This window comes from Geodermatophilus sp. URMC 63 (genome assembly GCF_053502565.1).
Window position 1 is genome coordinate 2,801,260 of the sequence record NZ_CP199956.1, and the last position, 11,850, is coordinate 2,813,109.

Annotated in this window: 15 protein-coding genes and 1 tRNA gene; 8 read left to right on the top strand and 8 right to left on the bottom strand. The window is 68.2% G+C overall.

The window, feature by feature from the left end:
• Positions 1–843: 843 nt before the first annotated feature.
• Together ACWIZO_RS13800 and ACWIZO_RS13805 are read right to left on the bottom strand one after the other, a co-directional pair.
• Positions 844–1,659 (bottom strand): transposase family protein, encoded by an 816-nt coding sequence (locus ACWIZO_RS13800; RefSeq protein WP_448638242.1) that lies wholly within the window; start codon positions 1,657–1,659, stop codon positions 844–846.
• 517 nt (positions 1,660–2,176) lie between these two features.
• Positions 2,177–2,446, bottom strand: coding sequence for a hypothetical protein (locus ACWIZO_RS13805; protein WP_448638243.1), 270 nt, complete (start codon positions 2,444–2,446; stop codon positions 2,177–2,179).
• A gap of 118 nt (positions 2,447–2,564) precedes the next feature.
• Here ACWIZO_RS13805 and ACWIZO_RS13810 point away from each other — a divergent pair, with 118 nt between their 5' ends.
• The 4 genes from ACWIZO_RS13810 (at position 2,565) to ACWIZO_RS13825 (ending at position 4,737) form a co-directional block, all read left to right on the top strand.
• Positions 2,565–2,867 (top strand): hypothetical protein, encoded by a 303-nt coding sequence (locus ACWIZO_RS13810; protein ID WP_448638244.1) that lies wholly within the window; start codon positions 2,565–2,567, stop codon positions 2,865–2,867.
• A gap of 138 nt (positions 2,868–3,005) precedes the next feature.
• Positions 3,006–3,446 (top strand): hypothetical protein, encoded by a 441-nt coding sequence (locus ACWIZO_RS13815; protein ID WP_448638245.1) that lies wholly within the window; start codon positions 3,006–3,008, stop codon positions 3,444–3,446.
• A 206-nt stretch (positions 3,447–3,652) separates the two neighbouring features.
• Entirely contained in the window at positions 3,653–4,195 is a 543-nt protein-coding gene (locus ACWIZO_RS13820; RefSeq protein ID WP_448638246.1) for a winged helix-turn-helix domain-containing protein, read from the top strand.
• The gene (locus ACWIZO_RS13825) at positions 4,192–4,737 is read left to right on the top strand and encodes a transposase (RefSeq protein WP_448642959.1); all 546 of its coding nucleotides are present in this window, start codon (positions 4,192–4,194) and stop codon (positions 4,735–4,737) included. The genes ACWIZO_RS13820 and ACWIZO_RS13825 overlap by 4 nt, the downstream gene beginning before the upstream one ends.
• Before the next feature lie 495 nt (positions 4,738–5,232).
• Here ACWIZO_RS13825 and ACWIZO_RS13830 read toward each other — a convergent pair whose 3' ends face one another.
• The 4 genes from ACWIZO_RS13830 to ACWIZO_RS13845 form a co-directional block, all read right to left on the bottom strand.
• Positions 5,233–5,487, bottom strand: a complete 255-nt coding sequence (locus ACWIZO_RS13830) for a hypothetical protein (RefSeq protein ID WP_448638247.1) — start codon at positions 5,485–5,487, stop codon at positions 5,233–5,235.
• 130 nt (positions 5,488–5,617) lie between these two features.
• Entirely contained in the window at positions 5,618–6,016 is a 399-nt protein-coding gene (locus tag ACWIZO_RS13835; RefSeq protein WP_448638248.1) for a hypothetical protein, read from the bottom strand.
• 118 nt (positions 6,017–6,134) lie between these two features.
• Positions 6,135–6,419 (bottom strand): hypothetical protein, encoded by a 285-nt coding sequence (locus ACWIZO_RS13840; protein WP_448638249.1) that lies wholly within the window; start codon positions 6,417–6,419, stop codon positions 6,135–6,137.
• Positions 6,420–6,671: 252 nt separating this feature from the next.
• Complete coding sequence (locus tag ACWIZO_RS13845) at positions 6,672–6,977, bottom strand: hypothetical protein (RefSeq protein ID WP_448638250.1); 306 nt, start codon at positions 6,975–6,977, stop codon at positions 6,672–6,674.
• Between the two features lie 239 nt (positions 6,978–7,216).
• On the opposite strand from ACWIZO_RS13845, the gene ACWIZO_RS13850 reads away from it, so the two are divergent.
• From ACWIZO_RS13850 to ACWIZO_RS13865, 4 genes are all read left to right on the top strand, one after another.
• Positions 7,217–7,561 (top strand): hypothetical protein, encoded by a 345-nt coding sequence (locus ACWIZO_RS13850; RefSeq protein ID WP_448638251.1) that lies wholly within the window; start codon positions 7,217–7,219, stop codon positions 7,559–7,561.
• A gap of 195 nt (positions 7,562–7,756) precedes the next feature.
• Entirely contained in the window at positions 7,757–8,134 is a 378-nt protein-coding gene (locus ACWIZO_RS13855) for a hypothetical protein (RefSeq protein ID WP_448638252.1), read from the top strand.
• 32 nt (positions 8,135–8,166) lie between these two features.
• On the top strand, positions 8,167–8,406 hold the full coding sequence (locus ACWIZO_RS13860; protein WP_448638253.1) for a hypothetical protein: 240 nt from the start codon (positions 8,167–8,169) through the stop codon (positions 8,404–8,406).
• Positions 8,407–8,993: 587 nt separating this feature from the next.
• Positions 8,994–9,527: a hypothetical protein gene (locus ACWIZO_RS13865; protein ID WP_448638254.1), complete on the top strand. Its 534-nt coding sequence runs from the start codon at positions 8,994–8,996 to the stop codon at positions 9,525–9,527.
• A gap of 1,220 nt (positions 9,528–10,747) precedes the next feature.
• Here the strand turns inward: ACWIZO_RS13865 and ACWIZO_RS13870 are convergent.
• Together ACWIZO_RS13870 and ACWIZO_RS13875 are read right to left on the bottom strand one after the other, a co-directional pair.
• Positions 10,748–10,930 (bottom strand): hypothetical protein, encoded by a 183-nt coding sequence (locus ACWIZO_RS13870; protein ID WP_448638255.1) that lies wholly within the window; start codon positions 10,928–10,930, stop codon positions 10,748–10,750.
• Between the two features lie 704 nt (positions 10,931–11,634).
• Positions 11,635–11,707 (bottom strand) — tRNA-Lys (locus ACWIZO_RS13875).
• Positions 11,708–11,850: the final 143 nt, after the last annotated feature.

Below are 11,850 nucleotides of genomic sequence, written 5' to 3' on the forward strand. Positions count from 1 at the left end.
ACCGGATGGTCCGCAGGCCCAGGCTGTCCCCGAGCTGCCCGGCCTGGGTCGCTGCAGCTCTGCCGCGAACCGGACGCTGCCCGCCCTGCCGGCCACCGACCCGGCGGACGTGGCCCGCTGTCGGGTCCGACGCAGCCTGTTGCGACCGGTTTGCGATGGTGCGGGGTAGCTGCCCGCTCACGGTCCGATCGCATCCCTGCTGCACGTGGCCGGCCGGACGTGGCACCGACGTCCGATGCCGACCGAGAGGACACCTGCGTGGCCATCCGCACCGCCGCCTGCCGGCGGTCGGGCGCCGTGCGTGTCGAGCTGGCCGGTCCGTGTCACGACGAGGCGGTGGTCCCCGAGTGTTCCGAGGGCGGCGGTACCGGAACAGGGGTGGCGGTGCCGGGCGGCATCCTGCTCGACAGGGTCCGCCTGCCCGACCGGCCCCAAGGAAGCGGCGCTCCGCGACCTGGCGCTGGTCGTCCGCGCATACCTACGCGGTGAGGGACGCGTCGAGCGCAGGCGCGGTTTGATCGGTTCGCACTCGGTGCTGAGGATCGTCGTCGACGGCCAGGAGTGGGTCCTGCGCCCTGGCTGCAGCGTGTGCATTCTGGGCCGTTGGCGGCGGCGCCTCCGCTTCTACGGGGACTGCCCCTCCTGCGGTCACGACTGGCGCGAGCATCCCGGTACGCCGGCCATTGACGGCTTGATGTGCGGCGAGTGTGTCTACGAGCTGGAGCACGGGGAGCGGCCCGAGGATGCCGGCCCGCTGTGCACCAGACGCGCCCCTGCGCCACCCCGAGGGCTGTGACGCCACTGTCCCCATGTGGGCCGCTATGGGACACCAATGAGGTTTTCTCACCTGGTTCCGCGGTCGAGTGAGATGAGCACCAATGCGGCGGCGACAATGGCGCCGATGCGGTGCGGGCTGACGGTGACCCGGTCGAGGGCGCGCCAGCGGCCGAGCAGGGCATGGCCTCGTTCGGCGGGTGCGCGTAGTGCGGTGATCAGCCGGTTGTAGCAGCGGTTGTCGGTGTGCAGCGGCCCGTCGGGGTGGTGCTTGATCGGGACGTGCACTCCGATGCCGGCACCGGTGTAGCCCTTGTCGGCCAGCACCGGCAGCCCGCGGGCGGCGTGCGGGTACAGCGCCGGCAGGACCAGCTCGCGGGCGGCGGTCAGATCATGGGTCGAGCCGGGCCGGACGTCAGAGACCCACAGCGGAAAGCCACCGGGGTCGCAGAGGACCTGCACGCTGCCGCCGAAGGCGTGGTGCTTGCCGGAGTACCACAGGTGATGGCCACGCTCGGCGCGGGCGGCCACCCGGTCGGTCGGGATCAGCGTGCCGTCCAGGCAGAGGAAGGGCAGCCCGACAGTTCGGGCCTCGGCGAGCACGGCCTGGAGGTCGGGCGAGTGTCCGGCGATCACGTCGAGGCCTTCGTGCAGGTAGCGGTAGGCGGTGGCGACGCTCAGGCCCGCGTCACCGGCGAGGGTGCGCACGTCTAGGCGGTGGCGCAGCCAGCGCAGCACGAGGGCGACGTGGGTGTGCACCGTGCCGGCCCGCTGCGCCGGTCGAGTTCCGGGGCGGCGACGGTGGCGGGCGATCCACCCGGTGACGGCCTGGAGGATCGGCGCGGACACGTCCAAGTGGGCATGGCGGCTGGCACGATGAGACACAGCGGGCTCCCGGGGAAGAGGAGAACCTTTGGCGAGACGATCTTCGCCCCGAGAGTCCGCGCCCTCTTCCTGAGACCCGGCCGCCACGAGCGACGACACAAGTCAAGCCGTCAAAGCTGGTGAGAAAACCTCAATAAGACCTTTAGGGGAGCGGCCTCTAGGACATATCTCGACTGGTGTTCGCAATTCCGCGAGCCGACCAGTCGCCGTGAGCGCCGCGCGTCTCGGACGGCTGCGGCGCTCGCAGTACGCATGCCAACTGAACGCCGTGACCAGCGTGGGCGGTGGCAACGTCAGTCGGCCGTACTCCCGTACCCACGACCAGCCCAAGAGCCAGGCGAGGCCGAGGACCACGCCATCGACCAGGAGGACCCCTAGGCAGAGCAGGAGTTGCTCTGCCAGGGTGAAGCGTTAGAGGGGTGTCGCAGGCTCTCGCCGCCGGAAGTCCTCCAGGGTCTGCGCCCGCTTCATCACGCCATCCTTCTCGGCAGACCGCCCGCCGCCCCTGAGTGGGCCGTCATGGAACTTGCAGCCGGGATGCCTGAGCCTCCGACTGTTCCGGGGACCATGGGCCGCCCAGGTCGTCCACGAAGTCGATCTGGACCTCCGTCCACCCAAGGACGTCGGCGATGGAGTTGCGGACCTCCCGCTCGATCTGGTCAGGGCTTGCGGCCTCGGTCGAGAAGGACCCGTGCGGCGCGTCGATGACGGCAACCCACCGGTTTGGCTCGATGGGGAAGACCTCGACAACGGCCCGCTGCACGAACTCATGGTGTCTGACCGACATCAGTCGAACGATGGGTCCCTTGGTGGGCCACTGCGGGTGACGGGCGCCCACTTCGGGGCTGGCTCTTCGGTCGACCGTCGCCTCCGCGCCTGACATCCGCGCCTGACAGCCTGGGGCGGTGTCCACTCGGGAAGACCTCCTCCGCAACTGGTGGGATCGACTGCGCCATGAGGTCCAGGAGTTGCTGAGCGCGGCGGATCCGGAGGGGCTGTTCGCACTGGGCGCACCGGGTGACGAGTACGGCTGGGAGGTCGACGCGTTGACGTTCCTCGTCGTGCGCGGCGACGTGAGCGAGGCGGCTGTCGTGGAGGTCTGGGAACGAGCCTTCGGTCCAGGCAGTGGCTTGTCGACGCGATCGGAGCTGTTGGCGTCCCTGACTGGCCGCTTGTGCGCCCTTCGAGAGGCGCAACCTTCACCGTAGGGCCCTGCTGTGTCCCTTGGTCGGGGCGGTTGGGGACACTGCCGCCGGTTCCGCAGGGGGCGGCTGCGGGACAGGCTCCTACGCGGCCAGCCCTTCGGGCTGGGGGTCGCCAGGGCACCGGAATCTAATCTGCCGGTCATGCGCGCCCCCTCATCGATGGACCGTGCGGTTCTGGAGGTCGTGCAGCAGGAGCTTGCCGCGTACGGCGACGTTGCTGAGACGCACCACGTCTGGGGAGAAGGTCCCGAGATGTGGTTCGTCGAGGTGCAGCCGGTCAACTCCCGAGCCGCGGCGCTGAGCCTGGCCTTCGACGGCCACGACCTGCTGAACGTGAACGTCGGTGAGACGTGGTTCGAGGTCTTCCCCTTCGATGATGACTCGCTCGACTACTTGCGCGGCATCGTCCGGGCCGTGCTCGCCGGCCGCGTCGAGGAAGTTGCTACACGGGGCAGTGCCTTCGCCCGCCTGTACACGGAGGCCGGGACCATGAGGGTCGGGCACGTCCATTGGCCGTGGCCATGGGCCTGGCGATCCGTTCGGCGCTACGAGCCGTACGGCGACCGCATCCCCCCGGACTGAGGCAGCCGGCCGCACGTGCGTTCCGCACGCTCTATCCCCAAGTGGGTCGCTCAGGGACAGCTGCCTGCCCACTCGCAGGGCGGTCCAAGGGACACCCGGAGGTCTCCCCGAGCAACTAAAGATCATTAACGGCGGAAGTTCCGGGCTCTGGTGATCGTCGGTTGGATGCTGCTGACAGGCGCCGCGGCCTGCGCTATCCCGGTGGCATGCGCTATGCCCAGGGCGGCGGGCTGACCGCTGATGAGCGGGCCCGGCGAGAGCAGGTGCGGCTGGCCGCGGCCAACTGGATCGAGGAGGGCGCCTCCGACCAGGAGGTCGCCACCCGGTTGCGGGTCACCCGGATGTCGGCCAACCGCTGGCGGCGCGCGCTGGCCGACGGCGGTCGGCCGGCGCTGGCGTCGAAGGGAGCCGGTGGGGCCCGCTGTCGGCTCAGCCCCACCCAACTGAACGAGCTGCAGGTCTTGCTCGACGCCGGCCCGGCGGCGTGGGGCTGGGCCGATCAGTGCTGGACGCTGCCGCGCATCGCCGCCGTCGTGCGCGAACGCTTCGGCGTGGACTACACCCTGCCCGGAATGGACCTGCTGCTGCACCGCATGGGCTGGAGCGTGCAGGTCCCGGCCCGCCAAGCGGTCGAGCGCGACGAGGAGCAGATCGCCGCCTGGCGGGAGGAGACCTGGCCGGCGATAAAACGACCGCGGCGGACCTGGGCGCCTGGCTGGTCTTCGAAGACGAGTCCGGCCAGGGGCTGAGGCCGCCGAAGGGACGCACCTGGGGCCGGCGCGGCCGCACCCCGGTGGTGCGGGTGACCGCCTCCAACGCCCCGCGGCTGTCGGTGGCCGCGTTGGTCGCGGTCAAGCCGGCCCACCGGCCGCGGCTGATCTACCGCACCCATCGACCGCGACGGCGCGGAAGCGGCGGGCGCAAGGGCTTCACCGAGGCCGACTACGCCAACCTGCTCGACGCCGCCCACTCCCAGCTCGGCGGGCCGATCGTGCTGGTCTGGGACAACCTCAACACCCACACCAGCGCCGCGATGACGGAGCTGATCGCGGCCCGGCCGTGGCTGACGGTGTTCCGGCTGCCGCCCTACGCCCACGAGTTCAACCCGGTGGAGCCGGTGTGGGCGCATCTGAAGCGGTCGCTGGCCAACCTGACCAAACACAGCCTCGCCGAGCTGACCGCGCTGGCGAAGACCCGCCTGAAGCGGATGCAGTACCGCCCCGTCCTGCTGGACGGCTTCCTCGCCAGTACCGGGCTCGAGTTCGGCCCGTTCCTGAACACCAGCCGTTAATGATCTTTAGCCATCCTCGGCTCGGCCATGTTGATCGGCCAGGGTCAACCTGCCGCTATCCCTCGCCGATCATGTCGGTGTGAAGATGCGAGCTTTGACGCGACGATGCCGTCGCACGGCTGCAGTCGCAGACATGGACGCACCGGGTGCCTACCGTCTCACGAGGTCCTGATGGTTGTTCGTCCCGTTCGACAAGGGAAGCGCCCCTCAAGATTCGCGACGGCCGCCTTCTTCATCGGCACAGTGACCGTCGGCTCGATCATCCAGGTCCTTCTCTTCGTGACCCCCGCCCCGCCGAAGGATCTGGCGGTGGTGACGGGGATCTTGATAATCGTCAATTCGATCTGTCTAGGGGCAGCACTTGCTTGGGACCGCTCCAGGCGGAGACGCCGCCGCTACCTCGGCGGCTAGCCGGACGGCCCGAGGAAGCCGCTGCGAGTTCCTGTCCCGTAGTGGGCCGCTCAGGAAGACCGGCCAAGTCGCGAGACAGGTGACTCAAGCCTGAGCGTCCATGTGGGCCTGATCAGCGTGGCCACTTGAGGACCCGGCCTCTTCCCACTGCCCGTTCTCGTTCTCCTGGAAGAAGACGACGTACTCGTAGTCGCCGTTGACGAGCAGATTCACTGCGACCCGCTTGGTCGAGACGATCACCGAGTCGACTCGGGCGTCGGCTGCCGATGACCAGTCGGACAGGGCGAGGCGTACCAGCCGCTGCCGCTCAGCAGGGTCGAGGTTGCCCTGAGTGCCCACCTTCAGAGGCTATGGCGACTGTCGTCTGTGAGCCGAGCAGCCCTGTCTCAAAGTGGGCCGCTCAAAGACACCCGCGCCGGCTCGCGATTGAGGACGGCTCTAGGGACGCTCACTCTCCAGGACCGAACACCTACGTCCGAGTGGCACGCTCTTGATCAAGGTCCGTATCGAAGACCTCACGGGCGATCGTGCGGGAGTCGTGGTCGCCCAGCCACCGGACCTCATACAGGAGGTCCCTACCGACGACGACCAGGCCCGCGTCCCAGAGGCTCAGCATCTCGTCAAGCAGTTCGTCCATGAACCATCCGAGGTGGTACGGGTGCTCAACAGCGGCGGCGGAAACCCATACGTCCGCCGTCGTCTCCGGCTTGCCCCACCGCCGCCACCAGAGGTGACCTCCGATCCGCTCCCAGAAGACCATCGGGAGGACAAGCACGTGCCCGGTGTCCGTTCCATCGGGGCTTCGCAGCTCGCCTGCTCGGAAGGCGTAGCGATCCAGCGGATGCGGAGGGTTCGGGTTGTTGGGCAAGCGTGGCACTGAACGACGCTACAGATGAAGAGCCGCCTGCCCTCAAGCGTGTGCTTCTTGCGCGTGTCCCAAAGTGGGCCGCTCAGAGACACCCTCGCCGGCTGCCATGGGGGCGGCTTCAGGACGACTCCGTGCGCGGCGGCAACCGGACATAGCCGCTGTAGCCCTCAAGGCGCACGTTGGTCAGCCCCCGCGGTAGATCATCCAGGTTACCGTCGACGAGGCGCTGGAGGAACACTGCAAGGTTCGCTTGTTCAGCGGGCGTGCTCAGGACCCACTCGGACACGTACTCGCCCTCAGCACCGGCACCGGCACCGGCACCGGCACCGGCACCGAGTAGCGCTAAGTCCCCGGGCAGATCGAGGCGGAATGGACAGGCCTCCGGTCGGCCACGGACCTCCATCCAGTCACCTCCCTCGTGGATTCGACAGTCGTAGGGAGCCAAGAGCTGGAGGACCGCTTGTCGCAGCTCCTGGCGCCGTAGCTCGTCCTGGGTCTCCTGCACTCGACGGCGCTTCGTTACCCATCGCACGCCGCTGATCTTCCCAAGCCCGTCGACACACCATTGCCAGCTCACACGGATGTCCCATAGTGGGCCGCTTAGGGACACCGGCCGAGCTGGCGTGAGGGCGGCTTCAGAGTTTCCGGGCATGGGCTAACGCAGGTTGCGGATGGCAGCGGGGACGCGGACGCCGACGCACAGCAGACACCACTCGATGACCAGCGGGACCACAAGACCCATGCTGTCCCGTGCCACCTCGCCACGCTGAACCCGCAGCCACCCGATGGCCGGGATGGCGAGCCCAGCGAGGAACATGCCGAAGAACAAGACGTCTGCGCTCAGCCCCGAAGCGGTGAAGGTCCCGTTCTCGGTGCGGAGGGAGAGTGTCACGACGGCCGCCCAACCCGCGAGCCAGAGTGTGAAGGCGACCAGGTAGACGGCCGCGAGGCTCCTGCTCATAGCGCCCTCCCATGACGATGGATGCGTCGCAGCTATCGGCGCGCGCTTGGCGCTGCTTGAGCCAAGGTCCTCAACACGGCCTGTACGAGCCTGTCCCTGAGCAGCCCGCTCAGAGACACGACTGTGCCGGCTCAGCAGGTGACCTCCGGGACACGTCAAACTGCGGCCGCGATCGTGGTGCTCTCCCAAGGGCAGCTCGGCATCACCGAAGGGCGGATAGGGCGACGTAGCCTGCTGTGATGGCGCTGGATCTCGACCCGCAGAACGTCGACGAGATCCGCCGCCGGGTCGTCGAGCCAGTTGTCCGGAGCTTGATTCGGCCCGATGAGCTGGAGGACATCCTCATCGAGATCCGCCCGGATGGGCCTCCACAGTCTGAAGTTCCGAGCATCCTGACCGTGGCAGTCAAGGCATCCGGCGAGTGGATCTCCCCGCCCACCGGATGGGGTGTCGGCGACTTCCTGCTGGACGCCGACTACTTCGCCGCGGATCTCTACGACCGACTGCGAGACGAGCTGACGGAGAGCCGACTCGCATGGGGCGAACTGCGCGACGGTAAGTTTCACGTGCTACCTCTCCTGTAGGCGTGACGGCGGCACACCCTCTGAGTCGCTGCCGGGCGCTCGGAGATGTCCCATAGCGGGGCGCTCGGGGCCACCAGCTGGCTCGCCGCGAAGGCGGCCTATGGGACACCCGACTCGCCGGGAAGGTAGCGATTGAGGTCCGGGGTGATTGAGTCTCGCCTACCGGCCGACGACGGTGACGCCAGGAGTGTGTACATGTCCCGACCCTGGACAGCTCAAGAAGTCCGCGCCCGTCTTGAGGAGTACCTACTGACCGAGGGACCTCGGCTCGACGTCGAGCTCCTAGGGACCTTGGTCTCGGACGAGAACCACCTGACAGTGCTGGTGCGGTCACTCGACAAGCCGATCACTGGTGACTTGCAGTCAATCAACTTCGACCTTGATTACCTCTACAGGGAGGTTCCCGCGACGACACTCGACTCCGCCTTCAACGAGGTTCTGCACGGGAGCCTGCACTACTTCGACATCCACGGCATCGGCGTCGATCAGTGCAAGGGCCTTCACGGCCTCGGCGACGCACGCCGCCACCCCCGGATGGGTGAACGGCGTGCCAGCCTCGCTCCATCGCTATGAGCGAATCGAGCTTCGGTACCTACCCTCCGCCTGTGTTGACGGTCAGGACCCTCAAGCGGCTCCAGTGGGCGATGCGCTTCATCGCCTTCGCCTGCTTGTTCGCACAGGCGAACTTCGTCTTCTTCGACGCATCGTGGAAGCGGACGTCCTGGCTGTACACCGCGGCAGGCGCCGCCTTGGCTTCGATGGTCCATGCGTGGGCAGGCTGGCGGCTCAAGGGGACACAGCGAACGGAGGACAGTTGGGTCCTCAACGATCGCGACTCAGACTGAGCCAGCCGGCCGGCAGCCAGATCCAGCGTCGGACCCACACGTCCCATCGTGGGCCGCTCAGAGACAGCGATGGATTCGGAGTCAAGGGCGGCTGCTGGGCAGCAAGTTGCGGACTTTAGCGAGGGCGACTCGGCAACCTGGTTCGGCCGTAGGCCGACAGCAGTGGGAGGCCGGCGGCCAGCACGACCCAGGCAAGGGCGGTTCCCGCATCGCGGAAGAGCCTGATGAGGCCGAGTGTGGTCAGGGCCACGCCAGGGCCGAGCAGCAGCGCCTGACGAATAGTGTCTCTCCGCGGCCCATGCCCCTCCGTCACGGGCGCAACGTACAGGCTCGCGGCCGGCATTCGGTGTCCCATAGTGGGCCGGCTTTAGGGACACCTTGCCCTCGCCGAAGTAGTAGGTGGTGAGGTACAGGTCGAGTCAGGGGACGGTCGACGTGGCAGGGGAGTACCTGAGGGCTCAGCGCCAGCGGCTGAAGTTCGATAACTGAAGAGCTCCGCAAGGCGGCTCTCGGGCGCGTACTCACCTCGACGCCCTCACCGGTCTACAGCGGTGAGGGCGTCGTCCGGCGGCGAGGAGCGGGCTCGCTTGACCGTCAGGGCCAATGCTGGACTGCGCATAGTGTGCTGGCTGATGGTGGCGGTCTCGGTCGGGATGACCGTGTTCTTGGCTCCGCAGGTCTACCCCGCCAGCGATCGCCTGCCGGCCGCGATCGCGATGACGTCGATCGCGGTGATCCCCCTCCTGCTGGCCAGCACCGCCGTACGTCTACGCGGCGCCCGACTCGAGGTCACCAACCCGCTGCTGATCAGCTCCGTCGCCCTCGACGACGTCGCCTACCTCGACCACCACCGCGGCTTCCAGATCGTGCTCAAGTCAGGCCACCGGGTGGACTTTGCCGGTAGCGCTCCGTCCCTGATCGGCGAAATGACCCGTTACTGGTCGGCCCGGCGCATGATCGAATGCCTGCAGGCCTCGGTCGACCGGCCGTTGACTGAGCCGACGCTGTGGCAGCCCGGCGACTATCGCGTCCGCCGCCAACCTCGTCTCACCGCCATCGCCTGGTGCACCGCATACATGCTCATCGGCACTGCCTCGGCTTTGTGGCTAGGCGCGCTCTAGCGCAGACACCCCCGGTGTCCCTTAATGGGCCGCTTACGACCTCGTGCATGGATAGCGGGACGGATTGCCCATGAGGAGCGGGGCAGGGTTGTGGTGTGTCAAGGAGCCTGGCCCAGCCGTCCTTCTCCGGCGGGGCGGGGCTGTTCGTCGTTCCGGCGCCTGTCGTGGCCAAGGACTGTCACCCGCGAGCGCTACGATCATTCTCCGCCGCTGGCTATGGGCCGGGTGCCAAGACCAACGCACCCTGGAGCCCTCGTGCCCCACGCACCCACCCCCGAGCCCGAGTCCGAGCAGAGCTCCACCGGCCGGGACTTCAAGAAGTTCCTCTGGTGGACGCTAGGGACGGTCGCGCAAGCGGTCCTCTCCCCGGCGTTACAAGCCCTCTGGGACCGCCTGACCTGATCAATAACGGGCCTTCGCCCGCCACAGCCAGTGGCAGGCGGGGGCCTCTTGTTGTTCAGCCGCCGAACATGGGAGGCATCACCTCCTGCAGAAGCTCGAAGAGCGCCAGGACGCCCTCGGGGTTGTCGACCTATCACCGGCGGGCGGCGGACAGCACACGGCGGATCAACGGGCGGGGCTGGGTGTCGGTCACACCATCGAGGTCTGCGAAGTGAGCCCGATCTGCTCATCAACCTGGCGCGCTGCGCGAGCGGTTAGCGGTCCTCGGTCACCGACGTGCTCACCCCGGTCACCCGGCCGTCGACGTCGAGGAGGGCGGTGCATGACCAGTAGCTGCGCACCAGTGCGCCGAACCCGTTCTCGGAGTCCACCGTGCCCTCCAACCGGTAGCCGCCGGAGGAGACCGATGCGGTGTTCGTCTTCTCGAGCGGGGACCACTGGGCGGTGGCCGAGGCGCGCAGCCGGTCCTCGGCGTCGGCGATGCAGGCGTCGTAGGCGGCCTGGCGCCGGTCGTCCTCCGACGGCGTCTGCCCGGCCGCCGGGCTGCCCTACCCAGCCACCGCGCCGCCGCCACAGCCAGTCAACGCCGCGACCGCCACCAGGACGGCCAATGTCCCTCGAATGCTGCCCCCGCTGCTCACCGGCGCATCATGCCGACCACGGACGGTCCATGGCCGATGCACCGCCGGTGACGCCTCGCTTCACCTGTCGACGATCCCGGTCAGTAGCCTTCACGCCGTGCCCGAAAGCACCGTGGCGTCACCGCCTGGGGCGAGTCCTACGTCGCCCGCTTCGGCGAACCGCGGTCGGCGCCTGATTCAGAACTTCGAGCTTTGCGCGGCTAGGAAGATGAACAGGACGCCGAGGAGACTCAGCCAAAACCACAGGGCCACGTAGGTCTTGATCGACTGCAGGGCGTTCGTCTGTCGATCCAGGTGCTCGGCGTGGAAGTCCTCCCACGACTTCGTCGGCCCGTCTCCGTTGATGCGCTGCTCGTCCATCGAAATCTCCTTGCCGTTCGCCTGACCCGAAGCCCAGGACGGGGCTCCCGCGCCTCCTATCGGCAGTTGGCCCGCTCGGCAGGACGCCGTCCGGGCACTCACCGATCCTGGATGCGCAGGGCGGCGTCTTCGCACCTCGTCCCCGAGGTGCGTCGACGTTCCCCGAGGTGCGTCAGCGCACCCTGACATCCCTCCGGTCAGGCCGCGGCGATGACCGCGGCGCGCAGCGCACCTACCGGGGCCTCGGGGTAGATGCGGGTCGTCTCAACCCGCGCATAGCCCGCACCTCCTGGATCGTCACCAGGTCACGCGAGTGCATGTACGCCCTAGGAGTCCGGGCCACTCGCTGTCACCCTCCTGCCTGCTCCCCATAACCGGCCCCATCCGGCTGCCGCGGGTCGGGGGAAGGGTGGGCCGCAGGCCCATCCCGCAGGGACGCGAAGCGCCCTTCCGGCGACCAAGGCAGCCGGCATCCTGATGCGGGCGGGGAGCGGCTGAGGATGGCCACCGTCCAGCGCACGAAGCAGTTGCAGGAGCGAGGAGCGAGGACCCTCAGGGTTCGCGCGTCCGCAGTGTCTCGAGGTGCTGCTGAGACGACAGAGTTTCCGATGCGTTTTCCATGGCCTGGCGCGACGGCCGTCGCCAGGTGGCATGCCGTCCGAACCCATAACCGCAGCTCAGGTGGGGTGTTCAGGTGAAGTGGGTGCGCCATCAGGGACTCGAACCCCGAACCCGCTGATTAAGAGTCAGCTGCTCTGCCAATTGAGCTAATGGCGCGTGTCTCCCGGCTGGCCGGGCAACGAGGGAGAACGATACCAGCGCCCGGCCGGGTCCGGTCGTGGGCCCCGCGACGAGGCGCGCCCACCGGACCGCCGCTCCCGCACACCGCGAGGACACTGGACAGGGCACGGTCGCGCCGT